This window comes from Allobrachymonas denitrificans DSM 15123 (assembly GCF_900110225.1).
GTDB classification, from domain to species: domain Bacteria; phylum Pseudomonadota; class Gammaproteobacteria; order Burkholderiales; family Burkholderiaceae_C; genus Brachymonas; species Brachymonas denitrificans.
On the sequence record NZ_FOCW01000001.1, the window covers coordinates 383,216 to 405,293 of the forward strand.

The following is a 22,078-nucleotide window of genomic DNA, read 5'->3' on the forward strand; positions in this document are numbered from 1 at the left end:
GAAGCGCCCGCGCAGTGCGGCGCGCCTGCTTCAGATCCCGGCTCCCGTCAAATCTGCGTAGGCACTGTGTCCCGGCCCGCGCCGCTTACTGCGGCCGGATATTGTTGCGGCGGATGATGTCGCCCAGCGCGCGCGTTTCGCCCTGAATGCGGCTGGCCAGTCCTTCCGCCGAGCTGCCCACCGGCTGCCAGCCCTGCTGCATCAGCTTCTCGCGGATGGCCGGCTGGCGCATCACGTCGGCCAGCGCGCGGGCAAAAGTCTGCACGGCCTGCGGCGATGTCTTCTTCGACGTGGCAACCGCGTTCCAGATTTCCAGTTCGAAGTTCGGCAGGCCCAGCGGCGGCACGCCCGGAGCCAGGCTGCTGCGTCCCCTGGACGTTACGCCGATCGCCTTGAGCTTGCCGGCTTTCACCTGCGCCAGCGCCAGCGCAGGCGGCAGCATGCTCATGTGCAGGTCGCCTGCCAGCATGGCCTGGGCTACCTGCGCATAGCCGGGGTAGGGCACATGCAGGGCGCGGATACCGGTCTGGCTCTTGAGCAGTTCCATGCCCAGATGGCCGATGGTGCCGACGCCGGGTGAGCCGTAGTTCCACTTGTCGCCACCCGCGCGGGCCTGCTGCAGGAAGGCGGCGGGCGTGGTTGCGGTCGTGCTGGCCGGTGCGGCCAGCAGCAACGGGGCGGTGCCGATCAGGCTGACCGGCTGCAGGTCCTTGAGCGGATCGTAGGGTGCACGCGGGTTGAGGATCCTGGCAATCGTCAGGTTGCCGTTGATCATCAGGCCGAAGGTGTGGTCATCGTTGGCGTTGACCACGGCGGCAGCACCGACGTTGCCGCCGGCACCGGGACGGTTTTCCACCACCACCGGCTTGCCCAACGCCTTGGCCAGGGGTTCGGCCAGCAGGCGTGCGGTCAGGTCGGGCGAACTGCCGCCAGGAAAGCCCACCACCAGACGCACCGGGCGCGAAGGCCAGGCATTGGCGGCCTGCGCAGACAGCGGCAGCAGGGTGGCAGCAGCGAGGGCCGAGCAGGCCAGGGCGAGGGTACGACGGCGGGAATCACAAGGCATGAACGATTTCCTTTGCGAAAACAACAGTGCCAGGACATTCAGCCCTGGCCGAACAACTGGATGGCCCAGAACACCAGAAAGCCTGCAAACAGCACCAGGGTGAAGAAAGGCTTTTCTTCCACCTCATGCGCTTCCATCAGCAACTCTTCGGTGACCAGATAGAGCAGGGCAGCCGCACTGAAGGCCAGCACCGTGCCAATGGTATCGTGCGAGGCCTGCGCCAGCAGCATGCTGCCCAGTATCGCGCATCCCAGCACTGTCAGGCCGAGCGCGCCCGAGACGGCAACGATCTTCCAGCCGCGGATGCTGTCGGACGCCAGCGCCAGCCCGAGAAACAGCAGTTCCACCGACAGGCCGATCGCGAGGATGGTTCCTGTTTCGCCACCGGCCGCAAAACCCGCGCCGATGATGAAGCCGTCCACCGCCACGTCGATGAAGGTGGCCAGCAGCAGGCCGGTGGCCATGCCGGCGGCTGCCTGACCGCTTGCCGCTGCACGCTGTTCTGCGGCGTGTTCGAGCCGGAGTGTCCAGAGCTTGAGCCCTTACATGAACAGGCTGCCTGCTGCAAAGGCGGCCAGCACATGCCAGGGTTCGGGATGCTCGCGGGCGATTTCGGGCAGCAGCTCCACCGCCAGTGCCGCCAGCACCACGCCCGCGGCAAAGTGCTGGATCATGCTGCGTGTCTGGTGGCTGGGCGCCCAGACAGCGGCCAGCAACCCTCCGGCCAGTGCCACGAGGGCGGGAATGGCCATCAGCATCAGGGCATGGGAGTTCATGGTGAATTCGCTTTCCGCAAAAACGTGCCGTTCATTGTAGAACTGCGCGTTTGCGCCCGACATGGCGAATGCAATGAAAAACACCCGGCAACCGAAGGGCCGGTTGCCGGGTGTGATCAAGTTGGCATCCGCTCACGGGCTGCCGGAAAAGCAGCGTGACCGGATGGCCGGAGCAGGCTCCGGCCGGGTTGTTTCGCTCAGGCGTATTCCACCAGCGCGGTCTTCATCTTCTTCATGGCCGCCGATTCGATCTGGCGGATGCGCTCGGCACTCACGCCATACTCGGCTGCCAGCTCGTGCAGCGTCATGCCGCCGGAGCCGTCGTCGTTCACCCTGAGCCAGCGCTCTTCCACGATACGGCGGCTGCGGGGGTCCAGCGTGTCGAGCGCGGCAGCGATGCCGTCGGTCGCCATCACGTCGCGCTGCTGGGCTTCCAGCATGGCGGTAGGCTCGTGGCTGGCGTCGCTCAGGTAGGCGATGGGGCCGAAAGCCTGCTCGCCATCATCGCTCGGTGCCGGATCCAGCAGCACGTCGCCACCGCTCATGCGGGTTTCCATCTCCATCACTTCTTCGCGCTTGACGTTGAGGTCTTTCGCGATGATGTCGATTTCCTGCTCGGTGAGCGTGTCGCGGTGCATAGCGGCATCGTCCAGGCCGGCAATGGCCTTGAAGCCCTGCTTCTTGCTGCGCAGGTTGAAGAACAGCTTGCGCTGCGCCTTGGTGGTGGCCACCTTGACCATGCGCCAGTTCTTCAGGATGTACTCATGGATCTCGGCCTTGATCCAGTGCATGGCGTAGCTTACCAGGCGCACGCCCTGGTCGGGGTCGAAGCGCTTGACGGCTTTCATCAGGCCGATGTTGCCCTCCTGGATCAGGTCGCCGTGCGGCAGGCCGTAGCCCAGGTACTGGCGCGATACGGCCACCACCAGACGTAGGTGCGACATGATGAGGCGACCGGCAGCGTCCAGGTCGTTGTTGTCCTTCAGTTTTTTGGCGTAGTCGTGCTCCTGCTCGGGCGTGAGCATGGGCATGCGGTTGACCGCAGAAATATACGCGTCCAGATTGCCCAGTGCGGGCAATGTGGCCACTGCCGACCAGTTCGGGGCAATGGCAATGTCTCGAGCTTTGGTGGAGGCAACAGCCCTATCAGCCATGTGTCTTCACTCCTTTCAGGGTATTGGATTCATCTCTTGCGGAGATGTTCCTCATCGGCGAAAGATATTAGCACTCCATGGACCGGAGTGCTAAGTTCGCCGGGAAAACCTGTAACAAATCAGGGGCTGTCCTGCGGGATCGAGAGCCAGTGCGGCGGTTTTCCCTACGCCTTGTTGCACATTCTGACGCCGGGGCAGGAGGGTGCGGCGTAGGACTTGACGCCAGATGCCGGCCGGAACAGGGTGCGGTCTCGAGCATCACAAATGCCGTTGCCGAGTCGGGCGAAGTTTCCCGCACTGGCCGTAGGCCTTGTCAGCCCAGCAGCGCCTGCGCAAACTCGCGCGCATTGAAGGTTTCCAGATCCTCCAGCTTCTCGCCGACGCCGACGAAGTACACCGGTACCGGCTTCTCGCGGGCAATGGCGCACAACACGCCGCCCTTGGCCGTTCCGTCGAGCTTGGTCACGATCAGGCCGGTCAGCTCCAGCGCCTCGTCAAAGGCCTTGACCTGTGCCAGCGCATTCTGACCGGTGTTGCCGTCGATCACCAGCAGCACTTCGTGTGGCGCGGTAACGTAGGCCTTGGTGATGGTGCGGCGGATCTTCTTCAGCTCGTCCATCAGGTGCAGCTGCGTGGGCAGACGGCCGGCCGTGTCGACCAGCACCACGTTCTTGCCACGCGCGCGGCCGGCGGCCACGGCATCGAAGCTCAGGGCGGCTGGGTCACCACCGGCATTGCTGACGATCTCGACCGTGTTGCGGTCGGCCCAGATGGCTAGCTGCTCGCGGGCCGCGGCGCGGAAGGTGTCGGCAGCGGCCAGCAACACGCTTTGCTGATGGTCGCTCAGATGCTTGGTCAGCTTGCCGATGGACGTGGTCTTGCCCGCGCCGTTGACGCCGGCCACCATGATGACCGTGGGCGTGTGCTCGCCGATCACCAGCTGTTTTTCCAGCGGCTGCAGCAGTTCGGCGATGGCGTCGGTCAGCAGGGTGCGTACCTGCGCCGGATCGGTGGCCTTGGCGGCCTTGACGCGGCGCTTGAGGTCTTCCAGCAGGTATTCGGTGGCCTGCACGCCGGCATCGGCCATGAGCAGGGCGGCTTCGAGGTCTTCGTACAGTTCCTCGTCGATCTTGGTGCCGGTAAAGACTGTCGTGATGCTGCTGCCGGTGCGACGCAGGCCGGTCTTGAGGCGGTTGAACCAGCCGGCACGGGCCGCAGTGGCTGCCGCATCTGTGGCCTCATCCTCGCTGTCACCGGCTTCGGACGGGGAACTTGCAGCGCTGGTGAGATCTGCGTCGGCATTGCTGGCTGCCGGGGGGGCTTCCGCCTCGTCCACACCCTTTGCATGGTCCAGTGCATCTTCCGGCACGGCGGCCAGTGCCGCTTCGGTCAGTGCGGCTTCGTCGATCGGGGTGGGCTCCAGGGCGGCGGAGCTGCTGTCCATCGCGTCATGCTGCAGGGCCTGGATCAGGGCCTGCTCGGCCAGCGGCAGTTCGCCGGCGGGGGCGGTCTCGGGCGCCGCGCTGTTGCCGGCTGCAGCATCGTCACCACCAAAGCTGCGGCGGAGCCGGTTGAGCCAACCGCCGGATGCCGGTGCCACTTCTGCCGCGGCAGGAGCTTCAGGCGCTGCCGGAGCCGCCTGCACTTCCGCTGCTGCAGGCGTCGCTGGCGCTGCCTCGGCAGCGGGAGTTTCGACGGCAGGATCGGGGGTGGCAGGTTTTTTCTTGAAGAAGCTGAACATGGCGGAGTGGAGTGGGCGCGACGCGGGCAATCCCCTCATTGTACGAAGTGCGTGGGTCTGCGGCATGACAGCCGGCAAGTTATCGGGCTGCGTCGGCTTTTTCCCCTATGATTCCGGCCATGGGACGTTCCAGCCTGTCTTTGTCAGCCATCGAAAAACGCCTGCGCAGCCAGGCGGGGTCTTCGCTTTCTGCGCCGGACGCTGCCTCTGGGGCCGAAGAGGGGCGCGTCGGCAAGGCCATCGGGCAGCGTGCTTCAAGGGCATCCGGAAGGCCGCCAACCACAGGCAAGGGGCAAGCCGGAAGAGGCGCCTCTGTGCATGCTGCGGGGCAGGTCCGCATTGTCGGTGGCGCATGGCGCCGGCGCTTGCTGCCGGTGGCGTCCGGCCCGGGTGTTCCCGCCGGCCTGCGCCCCACGCCAGACCGTGTGCGCGAAACCCTGTTCAACTGGCTGGGCCAGGATCTGGGCGGCTGGCACTGCGTCGACCTGTGTGCCGGCACCGGCGCACTGGGGCTGGAGGCAGCGTCGCGCGGTGCTGCCAGCGTGCTGCTGCTGGAGCAGCATGCGGCGCTGGTGCGCCAGTTGCGCGACCTGAAAACCTTGCTGAATGCCGGCACCGTGCAGGTACGCCAGGGCGATGCACTGGCCGTGCTGCGCGAACTGGCACGTCGTCCCGCCAGCATCGACCTGCTGCTGCTCGATCCTCCCTTCGATGCCGACTGGTATGCCCCGGCGCTGGAAGCGGCCCGTCCCGTCGTGCGCGATGGCGGCTATCTGTACCTGGAAGCTGGCCGCGAATGGACGGACGAGGAACTGGCCGGACTGGGCTGGCAGCGCTGGCGCTATCTCAAGGCCGGACAGGTGCATGCCCATCTGCTGCAGCCCGTCTGAACGCGCCTTCCCCGAACATTGACCGAATTGCAGGAGACACCATGCCCAACATCACCGCCATCTACCCCGGCACCTTCGACCCGCTCACCCTCGGCCATGAAGAGCTGGTGCGCCGCGCCTCGCAGCTGTTCGATCACCTGATTGTGGCGGTGGCAGCCGGCCACCACAAGAAGCCCATGTTCGACCTGCAGGAGCGGCTGGACATGGTGCGCCAGGCAGTGGCCAAGTACGGCAACGTGACGGTGGAAGCCTACGACGGCCTGCTGCGTGATTTCGTGGTGGCGCGCGGCGGCAAGGCCATGGTGCGCGGCCTGCGCGCCGTGACCGACTTCGATTACGAATTCCAGCTGGCCGGCATGAACCGCCACCTGATGCCCGAGGTGGAAACCGTGTTCCTCACCCCCAGCGTGCAGTACCAGTTCGTCAGCAGCACCTATGTGCGCGAGATTGCCACCCTGGGTGGCGAGGTGGACGTGTTCGTGTCGCCGGGAGTGTTCCGCCGCCTGATGGACAAGGTGGGCCGCGCATGACCCTGGCCCGCTGGCTGGTGGTGGTCTATGTGTCCGCCAGCCTGTGCGCCTTCATTGCCTATGCCTGGGACAAGGCCGCGGCGCGCGCCGGCAATCAGCGCATCCCGGAGAGTTTTCTGCATCTGCTGGCGGTGATCGGCGGCTGGCCGGGTGCCTGGCTGGCACAGCAACTGTTCCGGCACAAGACGGTCAAGCAGCCGTTTCGCAGCATTTTCTGGCTCACCGTGCTGCTGAATCTGGCAGCAGTGGCCGGTGTTCTGTACTGGCTGGCGCAGGGTGGCTGAAGTAGTTCAAGACTTCAGGGCGCGTGGAGACGCGTGGAAGTCGGCACGTCTACAGCGCAATGTGCGCGGGGATTTTTCGGCATGGCATCGCGGGCGGGTGTGGTTTCTGCTCTGGGCGCTGGATGTGGACGTGCCGGCATTGCGTCCCCTGTTTGCACAGGCCAGACAGCAGCTGGCGCCCTGGCTGCTGCATGGCTATCGGCGCCAGCCGCATGTGACGCTGGGGCTGTGTGGCTTTCCAGGGCAGACGCGAGCGCAGTCGTCGCTAGGCGATCGCATGCAGGAGCATCACGTGGCGGGGGAGTCCGATAGCCTGCCGGATGCCTGCAGTCTCGCGGGATTGCGGAGGCAGGTGGAGGGTCTGGAGCGTTCCATTGCCTTGTCGCCCTTCAGGATGGACGTGGGAGGAGCCGGCAGCTTCACTTCTGCGCCATTTCTTGCCGTGCATCAGGGAGGTGAACTGCAGGCGCTGCGCGCTGCACTCGCTCTGGATCCGGCCTTGCAGCATCTGGAGGACTATGTGCCGCACGTCACGCTGGGGCTGTACCGGGAGTCCTGGCTGCGCTCTCAGCTGCAGCAAGGGCTGCGAGCCGTCGATGGCTTGCCCACTGTGTCGTTGCAGGTGCGGCAGGTGCAGCTGATGGCGTATGCGGCGGCCGATGTGGGCGGGCCGCTGGTGACGGTGGCGGCGTTTGATCTGCGCAGCCGCCGCTTGCGCTGGAATCCCCCCGCTTGCCGTGTGCTGGGCGAGTCCTGGTTGAAAACCTGGGATGGATAGCTGACGAGCCGCAAAGCGAACTCCGCGAGAACTGAAACCGGGCCGCGCGCGAGGCAATGAGCGCTGTGAGCTGCCACGATTGCCACTTTGACGGAACTGAGCCGAGCGAGAGGCAATGAGCCAGCAGCCGCAGTCAGTCCGCCATGCCCTCCACCACAAACTGCACGCTCTCGCGCCCCTGCCAGCTGTTGATGTCCAGACGATAGGCCAGATGCGCCCGTGCCGGCAGCGGCTCGCTGCGGCCGAACCAGATGCCGTCCACTGTTTCGCCCTGATGGCGCAGCTGCAGCTTGAGGTGGCGCTCGCCCACCAGGCGCTGCTGCACCACGTCCAGCTCCTCGCTGAACACCGGTGCGGCAAACCCCTGGCCCCAGACCGCCTGCTGCAGGCTGGCGGCCACGTCGGTGCGGCGGAACTGGGCGGGCAGGGCCCCATCGGTTTCCAGCGTGCGCTGCAGGGTGGCGGCGTCCAGCCATTCTTCGGCCACCGTGGCCAACGCCTGCTTGAACACGTCGAGATGCTCACGGGCAATGGTGCAGCCGGCAGCCATGGCATGCCCGCCGAACTTCTGCAGCACCTCGGGATGGCGCTTGGCGACCAGATCCAGCGCATCACGCAGGTGAAAGCCGGCGATGGAGCGGCCCGAACCCTTGAGCAGGTGCTCCATGCCCGGAGCGGCACTGGCCGCAAACACGAAAGTGGGGCGATGCAGCCGGTCCTTCAGGCGCGAGGCGACAATGCCGACCACGCCTTCATGGAAGCTGTCGTCGAACACGCTGAGCGCGGCAGGCGGTTCGTGCAGGGCATCGTGCAGGCTTTCGGCCAAGGTGAAGGCCTGGGCGCGCATGCCATCCTCGATGTCGCGGCGCTCGCGGTTGATGGCTTCCAGCCGCTGCGCCAGTTCCATCGCGCGCAGGGCATCGTCGGTGAGCAGGCATTCGATGCCCAGCGTCATGTCGGACAGGCGTCCGGCAGCGTTGATGCGCGGGCCGAGGGCAAAGCCGAAATCGAAGGTGGAGGCGGTCTGCCAGGGGCGGCCGGCCACTTGGAACAGGGCACGCATGCCCGCGGGCATGGAGCCTGCGCGGATGCGGCGCAGGCCTTGCGCCACCATGCGGCGGTTGTTGGCGTCCAGGCGCACCACGTCGGCCACGGTGCCGAGGGCCACCAGAGGCAGCAGAGGGTCGAGACGCGGCTGCTCGCCATTGGCAAAGGCGTCACGCGTGCGCAACTCGGCGCGCAGGGCCAGCAGCACGTAGAACATCACGCCCACGCCAGCCAGCGCCTTGCTGGGGAAAGTGCACTCCGGATGGCTGGGATTGACGATGACGTCGGCACCGGGCAGTTCGGCACCGGGCAGGTGGTGGTCGGTGATCAGCACCTGCAGGCCCAGCGCCTGCGCCTGGCGCACGCCATCGACGCTGGCAATGCCGTTGTCCACCGTCACCAGCACATCGGCGCCGGTGGCGCGCACGCGTTCGGCGATAGAGGCCGTCAGCCCATAGCCATCGACCACGCGATCCGGCACCAGATAGCTGACCTGGCGCGCCCCGAGCAGGCGCAGGCCGCGCACGGCCACGGCGCAGGCGGTGGCGCCGTCGCAGTCGTAGTCGGCCACGATGCAGATGGACTTGTCGGCCGCCATGGCGTCAGCCAGCAGGCGAGCGGCTTCTCCCGTGCCGCGCAGTGCAGCAGGTGGCAACAGGTGGGTGAGGGCATCGTCCAGTTCGGACGGTTGGATGACACCGCGGGCAGCGTAGAGCTGGGCCAGCAGCGGATGCAGGCCACCTTGCTCCAGCGCCCAGCGGGCGCGCGGCGGCACGTCGCGCTCGATCAGGCGCATGGCTTACAGGGCCTTGAGGATCGTGGCGGCACGGCTCGGACGCAGCGCGCGGCCAGCCTTCTGGAACAGGGAGACGGGGGCGGCATTCCAGGTGAGGGCGCGACGTTCGCTGCACAGCGTGATGCGCAGGCGCTGCAGCTTGCCTTCCTTGTGGCGCTGCAGCAGCGGGGCAAAAACGGCATCGTCCAGCCAGTTCCAGGCGGTGAGCCAGGCTTGCCAGTCTTCGCGCTGGGCCGCGGTGGCCAGCTGGCGCAGCAGGTGCGGCTGCAGGGCGTCCTCGGCTTCGGGCAGCACCGGCACTTCGGTCGGCAGGATGCCGGCGCCGCTGACCCAGAAGGAGTTGACCGGCAACTCGTTGTGCGCCATGCGGCGCTCGTTCACCGGGTGGGTGTAGAGCAGCATCTGCATTTCGCTCTGCAGGCGCTGCAGCGGAGCCGCGCGGGCCGCCGTGGGGCTGGTGGTGGCACGCGTGGAGGTGGGCATCCAGCTCTCGACGTTGCGGCCGCAGACGCGATCCAGCGAGGCGGTGCGCAGATTCTCCAGCATGCGGCCATGAGCCAGCCACTGGACGATGCCGGACTTGTCGACCGGTAGTTCCACCAGATGCAGGCCTTCTTCGGCAAACCAGGGCTGCATGGATTCGCACAGGCTGTGCGCTTCTTCGGGCTTGAGGGCCAGCTCGGCCGGGTGCGCCATGGTGACGTGGTCGGCGTGGATCTGCCAGTGGCACAGCGTGACCAAGCCCCAGGCTATGGGCAGCTTGGTGGCTACGCCCAGCAGGCGTGCCGTGTGGGCCGCCCAGGGCATCTGTCCGTCAAGGCGCAGATCCTGGGGCCAGGCCAGCGCTTCGGCCAGCTTGTGTTCGTGGGGGGTACTGTAGCTATATTCGTCGCATTCCCAGACCGGCTCGGCCTGCAGGCGGTCGAGCAGCGCCGGCAAATGGATCAGGTTGAGCTGCTGCACAGCCTGCTGGCAGCCGGCGGAACTGGCTGAGGCAAAGGGAACGATCAGATGGTGGGCAAGGGCAGCGGACATGGAGGCAGGGAACAGACAGCAGAACACAGGCCTGCCGTGCCGGCCGAGTGGCCACGCGACGACAATTGATCCTATTGTAGAAGGCCTTCGACTTTATGTGTCACTTCGCGGGATTGCAGGCCGCGGTGTTACGTGTCTGTTGCAGTCGTCAGGCCGGCTTGAGCACGTCTTCCAGGCTTTCCAGCGCACCGTGGGCGAGATGGGTGACTTCGCTGTGGTTCAGGATGTAGGGCGGCATCAGGTAGAGCGTGTGGCCGATGGGGCGCAGCAGCAGGCCGTGGCGGCGCGCGGCCAGGTGGTAACGCTGGGCAAAACTGCCGCCGGCCATGCCGTTGACGGCGTCATCGGCGGAGATGGCGGGAATGGCCTGCGGCTCCACGTCGAAGGCCCAGATCAGGCCCTGGCGCCGCGCGTTGCGCACGGCGGCATGGCTGGCCAGGGGCTGCAGCGCGTTTTCCAGCCGCTCGGCCAGCAGTTCGTTCATGCACAGCACATCGTCGCTCTCGAAGGTGTCCAGGCAGGCCAGTGCGGCGCGGCAGGCCAGCGGGTTGCCGGTGTAGGAGTGCGAATGCAGAAAGCCCATGCGCACGTCGTCATCGTAGAAGGCCTGGTAGATGGCATCGCGCGTGAGCACCAGCGACAGCGGCAGGTAGCCGCCGGTGATGCCCTTGGACAGGCAGAGGAAATCCGGCCAGATGCCGGCCTGCTCGCAGGCGAAGAAACTGCCGGTGCGGCCACAACCCACGGCGATCTCGTCGGCGATCAGGTGCACCTGGTGGCGGTCGCACAGGATGCGCAACTGCTGCAGGTAGGAAGGATCGTGCATGGCCATGCCGGTGGCGCACTGCACCAGCGGCTCGACGATGACGGCTGCGATCTCGCCGGCATGTTCTTCCAGCAGGGCATTCATGGCGTGGATGGCGTTGCAGGCCGCCTTGCCGGGCGTGGCTGCCTTGCGCGCGTCGGGGCTGGGCGCCATGAAGGCGTGCTGCAGCAACGGGTGGTAGGCATGGCGGAACACGTCCACATCGGTCACGCTGAGGGCGCCCAGTGTTTCGCCGTGGTAGCTCTGCTCCAGATAGACGAAGCGGTGCTTGTCCGGCAAGCCCTTGTTGCGCCAGTAGTGGGCGCTCATCTTGAGGGCAATCTCGACCGCCGAGGCGCCATCGGAGCCGTAGAAGGCGTGGCCGAGGTTGTGCTCGGTGAGCGTGGCCAGACGCTCCGACAGTTCCACTACCGGCGCATGCGTGCAGCCGGAAATCATGGCGTGTTCGAGCTTGCCGAGCTGGTCGATCAGTGCACCGTTGATGCGCGGGTTGGCATGGCCGAACAGGTTGACCCACCAGCTGCTGATGCCGTCCAGATAACGATCGCCGTTCTCGTCCTGCAGCCAGGCGCCTTCGCCACGCACGATGGCCAGCGGGGGCAGCTTCTCGTGCTGTTTCATCTGCGTGCAGGGGTGCCAGACGCTGCGCAGGCTGCGCTGGCTCAGGGAGTTGGGCGAAAGAATCATGACGGGGAGAGGGAGTCGCGATGGGGCAAGTGTAGCCTGACGATATGTTGCAACCTTGCAGATCTGCTCACAGGGGAGGGGAATCGGCCATGCCACAATATCCTCGCTCCGGCAGGCTGCGGCGTGCACGGGCATTACTCAGGCGAGGCATACAACAAACAACACATGCAGACTCCGTACGAACTATTGCTGGGCTGGCGCTATACGCGCGCCGGCCGCTCCACCCGCCGCAACGGGTTCATCTCTTTCATTTCGGCCGCGTCCATCGTCGGCATTGCGCTGGGCGTTGCGGCGCTGATCATCGTGCTGTCGGTCATGAACGGCTTCCAGAAGGAAGTGCGCGACCGCATGCTGGGCGTGGTGTCGCACATCGAGGTGATGAGCGTGGACGGCAGCGGCCTGCAGGATGTGCCGGCGCTGCTGCAGCGCGTGAAGGCGCAGCCCGAGGTGGTGGGGGCCGCCCCCTTTGTCAACGGCCAGTCGCTGATCGCCCATGGCGAAGACATGCGCGGCGTGCTGGTGCGCGGCATCCAGCCGGAACTGGAGCCCGAGGTGGCCAATGTGGCTGCCACCAACCAGGAAGTGCTCAAGCAGCTGCAACCGGGCAGCTTTGGCGCCGTGCTGGGTGTGCAACTGGCACGCAGTCTGGGCGTGCATGTGGGCGACAAGGTGACCCTGGTGGCGCCGAGTGGGCAGGTGACGCCGGCCGGCGTGATGCCGCGCCTGAAACAGGTGACGGTGGTCGGCACGTTTGACTCGGGCCACTACGAATTCGACGCCGGCATGGTGATGCTGCATGTGGAAGACGCTGCACGCATCTTCCAGCTGGAAGGCCCGAGCGGCGTGCGCCTGAAAATCCGCGACCTGAACCAGGCGCCCATCGTGGCCAACCAGATCGGCAATGCGCTGGACGGCCAGTACCGCATCAGCGACTGGACGCAGCAGAACCGCAGCTGGTTTGCCGCCGTGCAGGTGGAAAAACGCATGATGTTCATCATTCTGACGCTGATCGTGGCAGTGGCCGCGTTCAACCTGGTGAGCACGCTGGTGATGAGCGTGCAGGACAAGCGCGCCGACATCGCCATCCTGCGCACGCTGGGCGCCTCGCCGCGCAGCATCATGCGCATCTTCATGGTGCAGGGCGCCACGGCAGGCATCATCGGCACGCTCTCCGGCCTGGCGCTGGGGCTGCTGATTGCCTACAACATCGACGTGATCGTGCCCTTCATCGAGAACCTGCTGCAGACCTCCTTCCTGCCGCAGGACATCTACCTGATCAGCAAGATGCCGAGCGATCCGGAGGCGAGCGATATTGTGCCCATCGTGGTGGTGTCGCTGATTCTGGCCTTCCTGGCCACCTTGTATCCGAGCTGGCGTGCCAGCCGTGTCAATCCGGCGGAGGCGCTGCGCTATGAGTAATGTTGCACATAACGGCCCGGTGCTGCAGGCGAGCGGCCTGACCAAGCGCTTTCATGAGGGCAGGAATATCGACCTGACCGTGCTGCGCGGCGTGGATCTGGCGGTGCAGGCGGGCGAGACTGTCGCCATTGTTGGCGCTTCCGGCTCCGGCAAGAGCACACTGCTGCACATGCTGGGCGGGCTGGATGCGCCGACCAGCGGCACGGTGCACATCATGGGCAAGGAGCTGTCGCGCCTGTCGCTGGCGCAGCAGGGGGACTTGCGCAATGCGCACCTGGGCTTTGTCTACCAGTTCCACCATCTGCTGCCCGAATTTACTGCGGCCGAGAACGTGGCGATGCCGCTGTGGGTGCGCCGCATGGGCCGGCCCGAAGCGCGCAAGCTGGCGCTGGACATGCTGGCGCAGGTGGGGCTGGGCGAGCGTGCCGAGCACCGTCCGGCCGAGCTGTCGGGCGGCGAGCGCCAGCGCGTGGCGATTGCGCGTGCGCTGGTGACGCGCCCGGCCTGCGTGCTGGCCGACGAGCCCACCGGCAACCTGGACCGCAATACGGCAGAGCAGGTGTTCGGCCTGATGCTGCAGCTGGCGCGCGACCACAACACCGCGTTTGTGCTGGTCTCGCACGATGAGCAGCTGGCCGCGCGCTGCGACCGCCAGTTCCGCATGGACCGTGGGCAGTTGATGCCGATGCAGGAGCAGGCGACCCAGGCCGCCTGAGACTTTCTGCGGATCGAGCCGCCCCAGGGGGAAGGAGGATTGGATGCAAGGAAGTACTTCCCAGCTTGATGACCCTGTCGCCGCAGCGCAGAACTTGCGTGCGCGTCACCGGGGCACCGCCGGCGTGCTGCCTGTCCGATCCCTGCGCGCCCGGCTGAGGCGATTGGCACTGCTGGGAGCCGCGTTCGGCCTGGTGTCCGGCGCGGGCGCCATGCTGGCGGCCTGCGCCTATCCCGGCGGCCCGGGTTTCGCCGAGCTGCCGCCCTGGCTGCAGGCACATCTGGCCCGCGTCAATGCGGATGCGCGCCATCCCTCGGTGATCGCGGTATGGGAGTGGCCGTATCAGGGGCGCACGGTGTATGAAATCCAGGCCGGCTGTTGCGACCGTTTCAACGAGCTGTACGACGCGCAAGGCACCTACCTCTGTGCGCCTACCGGCGGCTATACCGGCCGCGGTGACGGCAAGTGTCCGGATGCGGTCGCCGCACGCGCGGCGGCTGGCGAGCAAGTGCGCAAGCTGTGGTACCACGAGGCGCCTGCCCATCCCGCTGATCGCGCCAGTGCCCCCGACCTGCCATGACGCCCTGGATCGACACCCATTGCCATCTGGACGGGTTCGAGTTCGCCCCCGACCGTGATGCAGTGCGTGCGGGAGCGAGGGAGGCGGGTGTCGGCTTGTGCGTGATTCCCGCCGTGGCCGTGGACAACTTTGCTGCCGTGCAGGCCCTGGCACGGCGCTGGGGCGATGGCTACGGCCTGGGCATCCATCCCATGTGCGTGCCCGATGCCCATGAGCGCGATCTGCAGCTGCTGGAGCAGGCGCTGGAAGCTGAGCAGGACGATCCGCATCTGGTGGCGGTGGGCGAAATCGGGCTGGATTTTTTCGTGCCGGGGCTGGACACGCCGGCCATGCGCGAGAAGCAGGAGTTTTTTCTGCGTGAACAGCTCAAGCTGGCGCGGCGCTTTGACTTGCCGGTGCTGCTGCATTCGCGCCGTTCGGTGGATGCGGTGCTGAAGCTGCTGCGGCAGGTGACGCCGCCTGGCGGCATTGCGCATGCCTTTGTCGGCAGCCGGCAGCAGGCGGATGCCTTCATCGGGCTGGGTTGCAAGCTGGGCTTTGGCGGTGCCATGACCTTCGAGCGCGCCACGCGGCTGCGGGCGCTGGCTACGGAGTTGCCGCTGGACAGCATCGTGATGGAAACCGACTCGCCGGACATCGCGCCGCACTGGCTGTACGTGACGGCGGAGGAGCGTGCGGCAGGCAGGCCGCAGGCGCGCAATACGCCGGCCGAGATTCCACGCATCGGCCAGGTGCTGGCCGATCTGCGCGCAGAAGCAGTGGATCTGGTGAGGGAGCAGACCAGCCGCAACGCGCTGCAGGTCCTGCCCCGTTTGCAGGCGCTGCTGGCGCCGGCGCTGGGCGGTGCGTAAGTAGCCTAGTCAGCGACGCAGGCGCCGCACCAGCCAGGCCAGGGCGCAGCAGAGCAGCGTGGTTTCGATCCACAGCAGCGGGAACATCAGGAATTCGTGCGGCAGCCCGGTGAGCCTGGCCAACAGGTTGGCAAGGGCTGCGGGCAGGGCCAGCAGGGGATCCAGCCAGCCCAGCACTTCAGAAGCCGCCCCCCATTCAGGCGTCAGCAGGAACAGCAGCGCTGCCAGAACCAGTCCGACAGCGAGGCACATGCGCCGGATCATGCGGCTCGCCGGGGCATCAGGCCTGTACCGGGCCGGGTGCCGGCAGCGGCAGGCCGCGGTAGCTCATCGGCGTTTCGGGCACCGGGTAGCCGGCAGCACCGAAGGTGTCCACGATGGCCTTGTGCGTGTCGAAATAGACCTGCCAGTAGTGCTCGTTGTTGGTGTAGGGGCGCACGCAGAGCTTGGGGCCTTCGGGCGTGAATTCCAGGATCTCAATGTCCGGCGCAGGCGTTTGCGTCACATTGGGAATGGCGGCAATCACCGGGCGCAGGCGGGCGATGGCGTCCTGCACATCCACGCCGTTGGCAACCTTGGCCACGCAGTCCACGCGGCGCACCGGCAGCGTGCTGTAGTTCTGGATGTTGTCCGAGAAGATCTTGTTGTTGCCCACGATGGTGGTCACGTTGTCCGGGGTGACGATGGTGGTGGTGAACAGGCCCAGCTCGGTCACGGTGCCGGTCACGCCGCCGGCCTGCACGAAATCGCCCACCTTGTAGGGGCGCAGCACCTGCATGAACACGCCGGCCGCAAAGTGCGCCAGCAGTCCGCCCCAGGCCGTGCCGATGGCCAGGCCGGCGCCGGCCAGCAGGGCGGCGAAGGAAGTCGTCTCCACCCCAAACAGGCCCAGAATGGCCAGGATCAGCACCACCGTCAGCAGCACCGACACGATGGATTTCAGGTATTTCACCAGGGTGGGATCGAGCTTGCCGGCGCGGTCCAGCCCCTTGCCCATCAGGCCCACGGCCAGGTTGATCAGCCAGCGGCCGATGATCCATGCCACAATCGCGCCGATGATTTTCAGGCCGATATCCACGCCCTGTGTGGCGATGAAGGTGGAAACGTTGTCCAGATTGATGTTCATGTGCACTCTCCCGGAGTTGGTGGAGGCAGGTGTGCCCCCGCAGATGGCCGCATGGTAAGGAATGCGCAGACGGGTGGCCCCGATGCGCTGCTCAAAGGACTGGCTCCCGTGATCGATGTCACGACACGGGTGCTGGTGCTGGGCAGCTTTCCGGGGGTGCGCTCATTGCAACTTCAGCAATATTATGGCCACCCGCAGAATCATTTCTGGCGCATCCTGGGCACGCTCTGGAACGAGCCGCTGCTGCAGCTGGACTATGCTGACCGTTGCCAGTCGGCACTGGCCCATGGACTTGGCATCTGGGATGTGTACGCGCATTGTGAGCGCGAGGGCAGTCTGGACAGCGCCATCCGCAATGCCGTGGTGAACGACTTTGCTGCCTTGCAGCGGCATTGTCCGCAGCTGGAAGCGATCGTGCACAACGGGGGCGAGAGCTGGCGCCATCACAGGCACACGCAGGCGCTTGGCCTGCCGGTGTACAAGCTGCCATCGACCAGTCCGGCCAATGCCAGCTGGTCGTTCGAGCGCAAGCTGCAGGCCTGGCGCGAGGTGCTGCAGGCGCATGGGGTGGCCTGAGCGGGCCGTAAGACGCAAGCGTGTGTGCGGCGGCGGATGCAGCTGCACAGCTACTAGTGCGCGGTAGCCAGGCACCAGCGGCACCGGATGAGGACCACTGCCTACCTCCACCCGCCTCTTACAATCCCCGCATGGCCAAGAAGCGTTCCCGATCCTCCACTCCGGTTTCCACCGAGCTGCCGCCCGTCAACTTCACCGAGGACGGCGAGTGCCGTTACCTGCATCTGGGCACGGAATGGATCCAGGGCGCCATGCGGCTGGACGATCCGCTGGTGCTGGAACTGGAATACATCCAGCGCATGATGGCCTGGCTGCTGTTCATGGACCCGGACAGCGTGCCCGAGCGCCACGCCATGCAGCTCGGCCTGGGCGCAGCCAGCCTCACGCGCTTCACGCACCTGCGCATGCAGCTGCTCACCTCCTGCATCGAACTGAACCCCATCGTCTATTCGGCTTGCCGCCAGTGGTTCCGCCTGCCGGACAACAACGAAACCCTGAATGTGGTGCTGGCCGATGCCAGCCGCGAGATCCGCCAGCCCGAATGGCAGGGCGCCATCGACGCGCTGCAGGTGGACCTGTACGACCACGAAGCCGCCGCCCCCGTGCTGGACGATGCCGACTTCTACCAGGACTGCCGCAACCTGCTCACGCCCGACGGCATCATGACGGTGAACCTGTTCGGCCGCAGCAGCAGTTTCGACCAGAGCGTGGAGCGCATTGCTGCCGCCTTTGGCGACGAGGCCCTGTGGGCCTTCAAGCCCACGCGCGAGGGCAATACCGTGGTGCTGGCACAGCGCACGGCCAGCCGGCCCAGCCGCGCGCTGTGGGAGCAGCGCGCCGACATCATCCGCGAACGCTGGGGCCTGCCGGCCAACAAATGGCTCAATGCCTTGCGGCCGCTGGTGCGCCGCTGAGCCATTCTGCTTAGGGGAATGCCTTTAGCGGGCACCCTGAAATCGATCGTTACACTCGATGCATTTGCCGCACGCCCGTGCGGCAAACCCGTCGGAAAGGATGACGATGCAGATCAAGAGCCAGAAGGACTTTGTTGCGGGCCTGTTGTTTTCCGCGATAGGCGTGGCCTTCGCCGCTGGCGCTGTCACCTACGAGGTCGGCACCGGCGATCGCATGGGGCCGGGTTACTTCCCGCTGATGCTCGGCCTGATCCTGGCGCTGCTCGGGCTGGCGGTAACGCTGACGGCTTTCGACTGGAAAGGCCAGTACCGCGGTGATGGCGATCCGATCGGGCGCATCGCGTGGAAACCGCTGATCTGCATCATCGCGGCCAACCTGGTGTTCGGCGTGCTGCTGGTGGGGCTGCCCTCTATCGGTGTGCCGTCCATGGGGTTGCTGGTGGCCATCGTCGCGCTGGTGTTCATCGCCCGTCTCGGCGGCGACCAGATGCACTGGCTCGAAACGGCCGTGCTGGCAGCGGTGCTGGCGGCGGGCTGCTACCTGGTGTTCATCAAGGCGCTGAATCTGCAGATGCCGGTGTGGCCCTGGTTCATGGTCGAGTGAGGAGAACGCGATGCTGACGGATATCCTCACCAACCTCGAGATGGGTTTCGGGGTGGCGTTCACCACCACCAACCTGATGTACGCGCTGCTGGGCTGCCTGCTGGGCACGCTGATCGGCGTGCTGCCGGGCCTGGGGCCGGTGCCCACCATCGCCATGCTGCTGCCCATCACCTACGGGCTGGAGCCGACCTCGGCGCTGATCATGCTGGCGGGCATCTACTACGGGGCGCAGTATGGCGGCTCCACCACGGCGATTCTGGTGAACCTGCCAGGGGAGTCATCGTCAGTCGTGACCACGCTCGATGGCTACCAGATGGCGCGCAAGGGCAGGGCGGGGCCGGCGCTGGCGGCTGCGGGGCTGGGTTCCTTCTTTGCCGGCTGTGTGGGCACGGTGGTGTTGGCCGGCTTTGCACCCATCCTGAGCGAAGTGGCATTCGAATTCGGCCCGGCCGAATATTTCGCGCTGATGGTGACCGGCCTGATCGGCGCTGTGGTGCTGGCTTCCGGCTCGCTGCTCAAGGCGCTGGCCATGATCGTGCTCGGGCTGCTTCTGGGGCTGGTCGGCACGGACGTGAACTCTGGCGCGGTGCGCTTCGGCTTTGACATTCCGGAACTGAGCGACGGCATTGGCTTCGTGGCGATTGCCATGGGCGTGTTCGGCTACGGCGAGATCATCGCCAACCTGGCGCGGCACGAGGACGAGCGCCAGATCTTTGCCAAGAAGGTGCATGGCCTGATGCCGACGCGCGAGGACTTCAGGCGCATGGTGCCGGCGGTGCTGCGTGGCACCGGTCTGGGCTCCGTGCTGGGCATCCTGCCGGGAGGTGGTGCGCTGCTGTCCTCGTTTGCAGCCTACACCATCGAGAAGAAGACGCGCCTCAAGCCGGGAGAGGAGCCCTTCGGCCAAGGCAATATTCGCGGCGTGGCCGCGCCCGAATCGGCCAACAATGCCGGCTCGCAGACTTCCTTCATCCCGCTGCTGACACTGGGCATCCCGCCCAACGCGGTGATGGCGCTCATGGTGGGCGCCATGACCATCCACAACATCCAGCCCGGCCCGCAGGTGATGACCAGCAACCCCGAGCTGTTCTGGGGCCTGATCGCCTCCATGTGGATTGGCAACGCCATGCTGGTGGTGCTCAACCTGCCGCTGATCGGCATCTGGATCAAGCTGCTGAGCGTGCCCTATCGCCTGCTGTACCCGGCCATCGTGCTGTTCTGCGCGATCGGTGTTTACACCACCAACAACAACGTGTTCGACATCTGGATGGTGGCGATCTTCGGTGTGGTGGGCTATGCCTTCCACAAGCTGGGCACGGAGCCGGCGCCGCTGCTGCTGGGCTTCATCCTGGGGCCGATGATGGAAGAGTACCTGCGCCGTGCGCTGCTGCTGTCGCGTGGCGACTGGAGCGTGCTGGTGACACGGCCGATCTCGGCTTCCCTGCTTGCCGTCGCCGCCGTGCTGCTGGTGCTGGTGCTGCTGCCGGCGGTGCGGCGCGGGCGCAAGGAGGCCTTTGTCGAGGATTGATGCGGGCAATGGCATTCCGGGGCGGGACGCTACCTGCCGTTGAGAAGCCAGGGGGCGGTCAGGCCGAGCATGTGCCATCGCCACCTGGCAGGCCAGGATTCTCGAGACGCTGCGGCAAGCGGCAGGAGGCGCAGGCACAATGGCAAGGCAGCTTTCTTGGCTGTCTTGCCTGTTTCTGCAGTTCCCCGTGTCGTCATCCTCCTCTTCCGCTCCCGTCCAGTCCATTCCACCTCAGCCCGCGCAACAACCCGTTGCCAGGGACCTGCTCGAAGCCAGCGCAGCCGATCAGGCGCGCCACCGCCGTCTGCTGTACTCCGGCATCGGCCTGGCCATGCTGGGGGCGATCGGCTTCAGCGGCAAGGCCATCATCGTCAAGCTGGCCTACCGCTGGCAGGTGGATGCCATCACGCTGCTGATGTACCGCATGCTGCTGGCGTTGCCGGTGTTTCTGCTGATGGCCTGGTGGGCCGGGCGCCGGCCGGGTGCGTCACCACTCACGCGGCGCGACTGGGGCGGGGTGCTGCTGCTGGGTTTCAGCGGCTACTACCTGGCCAGCTATCTGGATTTTGTCGGCCTGCAGTACATCAGCGCCTCGCTGGAGCGGCTGATTCTCTACCTCAACCCCACGCTGGTGCTGCTGCTCGGCTGGCTGCTCACGCGCAAGCCGGTAGGCAAGGGGCAATGGGCGGCCATGGCGCTGAGCTATGCCGGCGTGCTGCTGGTGTTTGCGCACGAGGTGCGCTGGGATGGCGCACGCACGCTGCTGGGCGCGGCGCTGGTGTTTGCCAGCGCGCTTAGCTATGCCATCTATCTGGTGGGCAGCGGGCGCATGGTGCAGCGGCTGGGCTCGCTGCGACTGGTGGGGCTGGCATCGAGTGTGGCGGCGGGCTTCTGCCTGCTGCAATTCCTGGCGATGCGGCCGCTGTCGGCAGCGCTGGTGCCGGAGCCGGTGCTGTGGCTGTCGCTGCTCAATGCCCTGGCCTGTACGGTGCTGCCGGTGTGGATGGTGATGCGGGCGGTGGAGCGCATCGGCTCGGGGCTGGCATCGCAGGTCGGCATGGTCGGCCCCATGGCCACCATAGCCATGGGCGCGCTGTTGCTGGATGAACCGTTTACCGGCTGGGTGCTCGCGGGTACAGTGCTGGTACTGGCCGGCGTGTTTGCAGTCACCTGGCTGAAACGCTGAACAACACGAACGAAGGAGACAAGCATGGATCTGGGCATTGCAGGCAAGTGGGCGCTGGTGTGCGGCGCCAGCCGGGGGCTGGGTTTTGGCTGCGCGGCAGCGCTGGTGCAGGAGGGCGTGAACGTGCTGGTGGTGGCGCGTCGCCCCGACGTGCTGGCCGAAGCCGCGAAGGAGCTGCGTGAGCTGGCGCAGGACTACCGCGGCACCACGCCGCAGGTGCTGGCGCTGGCGGCAGACGTCACCAGCGAATATGGTCGCCAGCAGGTGTTCGCCCAGCACGACAGTTTCGACATTCTGGTGACCAATGCCGGCGGCCCGCCGGTGGGCGACTTCCGCGACTGGGATCGCGACATGTGGATGCAGGCGGTGGACGCCAACATGCTGACCCCGATCGCGCTGATCCGCGCCACCATTGACGGCATGGCCGAACGGGGCTTCGGCCGCATCATCAACATCACCAGCAGCGCAGTGAAGGCGCCGATTGATATCCTGGGCTTGTCCAACGGCGCGCGCAGCGGCCTGACCGGCTTTGTGGCCGGCGTGGCGCGCAACCCCGAACTGGCTTCGCGCAACGTCACGCTCAACAACCTGCTGCCGGGCAAATTCGATACGGATCGTCTGGCCAACACGCTGGCCGGCATGGCGAGCAAGAGCGGCAACAGCGAGGACGATGTGCGCGCTGCCCAGCAGGCGGTGATTCCGGCGCAGCGCTTCGGTTCGCCGGCCGAGTTTGGTGCGGTGTGTGCCTTCCTGTGCAGCCAGCAGGCGGGTTACCTGACCGGGCAGAACATCCTGCTCGACGGCGGCGCCTATCCGGGCACGTTCTGAGGCTGTAGGCAGGCTCCCACAGGCATCCCCTGCCGCTTCCGACAGGGGAGTGCCCCTGTTTACACGAAGATGAAACCCAGCTGCAACACGGCACTTGCCCCAGGCAAGCCGGTTGCAGTACCGGCAGCAAACGCCGGTATG

24 protein-coding genes are annotated in these 22,078 nt (G+C 66.2%); 14 read left to right on the plus strand and 10 right to left on the minus strand.

Translation table 11 applies throughout. The features are described from left to right. Positions 1–85: 85 nt before the first annotated feature. The 5 genes from BMW28_RS01845 to ftsY all read right to left on the minus strand — a co-directional run bounded on the left by BMW28_RS01845 (position 86) and on the right by ftsY (position 4,737). Positions 86–1,066: a Bug family tripartite tricarboxylate transporter substrate binding protein gene (locus BMW28_RS01845; protein ID WP_091813152.1), complete on the minus strand. Its 981-nt coding sequence runs from the start codon at positions 1,064–1,066 to the stop codon at positions 86–88. A 38-nt stretch (positions 1,067–1,104) separates the two neighbouring features. Next, the gene (locus BMW28_RS13100) at positions 1,105–1,530 is read right to left on the minus strand and encodes a ZIP family metal transporter (protein ID WP_234969933.1); all 426 of its coding nucleotides are present in this window, start codon (positions 1,528–1,530) and stop codon (positions 1,105–1,107) included. Between the two features lie 78 nt (positions 1,531–1,608). Continuing rightward, the gene (locus BMW28_RS13105) at positions 1,609–1,842 is read right to left on the minus strand and encodes a hypothetical protein (protein WP_234969935.1); all 234 of its coding nucleotides are present in this window, start codon (positions 1,840–1,842) and stop codon (positions 1,609–1,611) included. Between the two features lie 197 nt (positions 1,843–2,039). Further along, complete coding sequence (rpoH, locus tag BMW28_RS01855; protein WP_091813153.1) at positions 2,040–2,996, minus strand: RNA polymerase sigma factor RpoH; 957 nt, start codon at positions 2,994–2,996, stop codon at positions 2,040–2,042. Between the two features lie 313 nt (positions 2,997–3,309). Continuing rightward, the gene (ftsY, locus tag BMW28_RS01860; RefSeq protein ID WP_200785697.1) at positions 3,310–4,737 is read right to left on the minus strand and encodes a signal recognition particle-docking protein FtsY; all 1,428 of its coding nucleotides are present in this window, start codon (positions 4,735–4,737) and stop codon (positions 3,310–3,312) included. 119 nt (positions 4,738–4,856) lie between these two features. Between ftsY and rsmD the strand changes: the two genes are divergently transcribed. The 4 genes from rsmD to BMW28_RS01880 all read left to right on the plus strand — a co-directional run bounded on the left by rsmD (position 4,857) and on the right by BMW28_RS01880 (position 7,219). Then, a complete protein-coding gene (gene rsmD, locus BMW28_RS01865; RefSeq protein ID WP_091815351.1) occupies positions 4,857–5,627 on the plus strand; it encodes a 16S rRNA (guanine(966)-N(2))-methyltransferase RsmD in 771 nt (256 codons plus the stop codon). Between the two features lie 41 nt (positions 5,628–5,668). Continuing rightward, a complete protein-coding gene (gene coaD / locus BMW28_RS01870; protein ID WP_091813155.1) occupies positions 5,669–6,157 on the plus strand; it encodes a pantetheine-phosphate adenylyltransferase in 489 nt (162 codons plus the stop codon). Continuing rightward, positions 6,154–6,441: a DUF1294 domain-containing protein gene (locus BMW28_RS01875; RefSeq protein ID WP_091813157.1), complete on the plus strand. Its 288-nt coding sequence runs from the start codon at positions 6,154–6,156 to the stop codon at positions 6,439–6,441. The genes coaD and BMW28_RS01875 overlap by 4 nt, the downstream gene beginning before the upstream one ends. A gap of 97 nt (positions 6,442–6,538) precedes the next feature. Further along, complete coding sequence (locus tag BMW28_RS01880) at positions 6,539–7,219, plus strand: 2'-5' RNA ligase family protein (protein ID WP_159430678.1); 681 nt, start codon at positions 6,539–6,541, stop codon at positions 7,217–7,219. 133 nt (positions 7,220–7,352) lie between these two features. Here BMW28_RS01880 and recJ read toward each other — a convergent pair whose 3' ends face one another. The 3 genes from recJ to bioA form a co-directional block, all read right to left on the minus strand. Next, a complete protein-coding gene (gene recJ, locus BMW28_RS01885) occupies positions 7,353–9,062 on the minus strand; it encodes a single-stranded-DNA-specific exonuclease RecJ (protein WP_091813160.1) in 1,710 nt (569 codons plus the stop codon). Between the two features lie 3 nt (positions 9,063–9,065). Continuing rightward, positions 9,066–10,097, minus strand: coding sequence for a hypothetical protein (locus tag BMW28_RS01890; RefSeq protein ID WP_091813162.1), 1,032 nt, complete (start codon positions 10,095–10,097; stop codon positions 9,066–9,068). Positions 10,098–10,245: 148 nt separating this feature from the next. Further along, complete coding sequence (gene bioA / locus BMW28_RS01895) at positions 10,246–11,610, minus strand: adenosylmethionine--8-amino-7-oxononanoate transaminase (RefSeq protein ID WP_091813164.1); 1,365 nt, start codon at positions 11,608–11,610, stop codon at positions 10,246–10,248. 165 nt (positions 11,611–11,775) lie between these two features. Here bioA and BMW28_RS01900 point away from each other — a divergent pair, with 165 nt between their 5' ends. The 4 genes from BMW28_RS01900 to BMW28_RS01915 are packed head-to-tail and all read left to right on the plus strand — an operon-like array spanning position 11,776 to position 15,175. Continuing rightward, positions 11,776–13,029 carry a lipoprotein-releasing ABC transporter permease subunit gene (locus tag BMW28_RS01900; protein ID WP_091813166.1) on the plus strand — a complete coding sequence of 418 codons (1,254 nt, stop codon included), beginning with the start codon at positions 11,776–11,778 and terminating at the stop codon, positions 13,027–13,029. After that, entirely contained in the window at positions 13,022–13,744 is a 723-nt protein-coding gene (lolD, locus tag BMW28_RS01905) for a lipoprotein-releasing ABC transporter ATP-binding protein LolD (protein WP_091813167.1), read from the plus strand. Before BMW28_RS01900 ends, lolD begins: the two co-directional genes overlap by 8 nt. A gap of 43 nt (positions 13,745–13,787) precedes the next feature. Continuing rightward, the gene (locus BMW28_RS12995) at positions 13,788–14,324 is read left to right on the plus strand and encodes a DUF6970 domain-containing protein (protein WP_200785698.1); all 537 of its coding nucleotides are present in this window, start codon (positions 13,788–13,790) and stop codon (positions 14,322–14,324) included. Further along, positions 14,321–15,175 carry a TatD family hydrolase gene (locus tag BMW28_RS01915; RefSeq protein WP_091813169.1) on the plus strand — a complete coding sequence of 285 codons (855 nt, stop codon included), beginning with the start codon at positions 14,321–14,323 and terminating at the stop codon, positions 15,173–15,175. The genes BMW28_RS12995 and BMW28_RS01915 overlap by 4 nt, the downstream gene beginning before the upstream one ends. A 9-nt stretch (positions 15,176–15,184) precedes the next feature. Here the strand turns inward: BMW28_RS01915 and BMW28_RS01920 are convergent, their stop codons facing one another. Then, positions 15,185–15,427 (minus strand): hypothetical protein, encoded by a 243-nt coding sequence (locus BMW28_RS01920; RefSeq protein WP_143280531.1) that lies wholly within the window; start codon positions 15,425–15,427, stop codon positions 15,185–15,187. Positions 15,428–15,455: 28 nt separating this feature from the next. Beyond that, the gene (locus BMW28_RS01925; RefSeq protein ID WP_407640923.1) at positions 15,456–16,301 is read right to left on the minus strand and encodes a mechanosensitive ion channel family protein; all 846 of its coding nucleotides are present in this window, start codon (positions 16,299–16,301) and stop codon (positions 15,456–15,458) included. A 51-nt stretch (positions 16,302–16,352) separates the two neighbouring features. Here BMW28_RS01925 and BMW28_RS01930 point away from each other — a divergent pair, with 51 nt between their 5' ends. The 6 genes from BMW28_RS01930 to BMW28_RS01955 all read left to right on the plus strand — a co-directional run bounded on the left by BMW28_RS01930 (position 16,353) and on the right by BMW28_RS01955 (position 21,937). Then, a complete protein-coding gene (locus tag BMW28_RS01930; protein ID WP_091813173.1) occupies positions 16,353–16,877 on the plus strand; it encodes a DNA-deoxyinosine glycosylase in 525 nt (174 codons plus the stop codon). Between the two features lie 131 nt (positions 16,878–17,008). After that, entirely contained in the window at positions 17,009–17,791 is a 783-nt protein-coding gene (locus tag BMW28_RS01935; protein ID WP_091813175.1) for a class I SAM-dependent methyltransferase, read from the plus strand. A 106-nt stretch (positions 17,792–17,897) separates the two neighbouring features. Continuing rightward, positions 17,898–18,395, plus strand: coding sequence for a tripartite tricarboxylate transporter TctB family protein (locus tag BMW28_RS01940; protein WP_091815356.1), 498 nt, complete (start codon positions 17,898–17,900; stop codon positions 18,393–18,395). A gap of 10 nt (positions 18,396–18,405) precedes the next feature. Then, positions 18,406–19,923, plus strand: a complete 1,518-nt coding sequence (locus BMW28_RS01945) for a tripartite tricarboxylate transporter permease (protein WP_091813178.1) — start codon at positions 18,406–18,408, stop codon at positions 19,921–19,923. Between the two features lie 262 nt (positions 19,924–20,185). Then, positions 20,186–21,109 (plus strand): DMT family transporter, encoded by a 924-nt coding sequence (locus tag BMW28_RS01950; protein ID WP_268751084.1) that lies wholly within the window; start codon positions 20,186–20,188, stop codon positions 21,107–21,109. Between the two features lie 24 nt (positions 21,110–21,133). After that, positions 21,134–21,937: an SDR family oxidoreductase gene (locus BMW28_RS01955; protein ID WP_091813182.1), complete on the plus strand. Its 804-nt coding sequence runs from the start codon at positions 21,134–21,136 to the stop codon at positions 21,935–21,937. The last annotated feature ends 141 nt before the right edge of the window (positions 21,938–22,078 follow it).

Excerpts from the sequence above, each read along its gene's own strand:
- BMW28_RS13100 (WP_234969933.1), bottom strand. The coding sequence starts at position 1,530 with ATGGCCACCGGCCTGCTGCTGGCCACCTTCATCGACGTGGCGGTGGAC.
- BMW28_RS01845 (WP_091813152.1), bottom strand. The coding sequence starts at position 1,066 with ATGCCTTGTGATTCCCGCCGTCGTACCCTCGCCCTGGCCTGCTCGGCC.
- rsmD (WP_091815351.1), top strand. The coding sequence starts at position 4,857 with ATGGGACGTTCCAGCCTGTCTTTGTCAGCCATCGAAAAACGCCTGCGC.
- BMW28_RS01935 (WP_091813175.1), top strand. The coding sequence starts at position 17,009 with ATGGCCAAGAAGCGTTCCCGATCCTCCACTCCGGTTTCCACCGAGCTG.
- BMW28_RS01875 (WP_091813157.1), top strand. The coding sequence starts at position 6,154 with ATGACCCTGGCCCGCTGGCTGGTGGTGGTCTATGTGTCCGCCAGCCTG.
- BMW28_RS01955 (WP_091813182.1), top strand. The coding sequence starts at position 21,134 with ATGGATCTGGGCATTGCAGGCAAGTGGGCGCTGGTGTGCGGCGCCAGC.
- lolD (WP_091813167.1), top strand. The coding sequence starts at position 13,022 with ATGAGTAATGTTGCACATAACGGCCCGGTGCTGCAGGCGAGCGGCCTG.
- BMW28_RS01925 (WP_407640923.1), bottom strand. The coding sequence starts at position 16,301 with ATGAACATCAATCTGGACAACGTTTCCACCTTCATCGCCACACAGGGC.
- BMW28_RS01945 (WP_091813178.1), top strand. The coding sequence starts at position 18,406 with ATGCTGACGGATATCCTCACCAACCTCGAGATGGGTTTCGGGGTGGCG.
- BMW28_RS13105 (WP_234969935.1), bottom strand. The coding sequence starts at position 1,842 with ATGAACTCCCATGCCCTGATGCTGATGGCCATTCCCGCCCTCGTGGCA.
- BMW28_RS01890 (WP_091813162.1), bottom strand. The coding sequence starts at position 10,097 with ATGTCCGCTGCCCTTGCCCACCATCTGATCGTTCCCTTTGCCTCAGCC.
- BMW28_RS01930 (WP_091813173.1), top strand. The coding sequence starts at position 16,353 with ATGGTAAGGAATGCGCAGACGGGTGGCCCCGATGCGCTGCTCAAAGGA.
- rpoH (WP_091813153.1), bottom strand. The coding sequence starts at position 2,996 with ATGGCTGATAGGGCTGTTGCCTCCACCAAAGCTCGAGACATTGCCATT.
- ftsY (WP_200785697.1), bottom strand. The coding sequence starts at position 4,737 with ATGTTCAGCTTCTTCAAGAAAAAACCTGCCACCCCCGATCCTGCCGTC.
- bioA (WP_091813164.1), bottom strand. The coding sequence starts at position 11,610 with ATGATTCTTTCGCCCAACTCCCTGAGCCAGCGCAGCCTGCGCAGCGTC.
- BMW28_RS12995 (WP_200785698.1), top strand. The coding sequence starts at position 13,788 with ATGCAAGGAAGTACTTCCCAGCTTGATGACCCTGTCGCCGCAGCGCAG.
- recJ (WP_091813160.1), bottom strand. The coding sequence starts at position 9,062 with ATGCGCCTGATCGAGCGCGACGTGCCGCCGCGCGCCCGCTGGGCGCTG.
- BMW28_RS01900 (WP_091813166.1), top strand. The coding sequence starts at position 11,776 with ATGCAGACTCCGTACGAACTATTGCTGGGCTGGCGCTATACGCGCGCC.
- BMW28_RS01920 (WP_143280531.1), bottom strand. The coding sequence starts at position 15,427 with ATGTGCCTCGCTGTCGGACTGGTTCTGGCAGCGCTGCTGTTCCTGCTG.
- coaD (WP_091813155.1), top strand. The coding sequence starts at position 5,669 with ATGCCCAACATCACCGCCATCTACCCCGGCACCTTCGACCCGCTCACC.
- BMW28_RS01940 (WP_091815356.1), top strand. The coding sequence starts at position 17,898 with ATGCAGATCAAGAGCCAGAAGGACTTTGTTGCGGGCCTGTTGTTTTCC.
- BMW28_RS01915 (WP_091813169.1), top strand. The coding sequence starts at position 14,321 with ATGACGCCCTGGATCGACACCCATTGCCATCTGGACGGGTTCGAGTTC.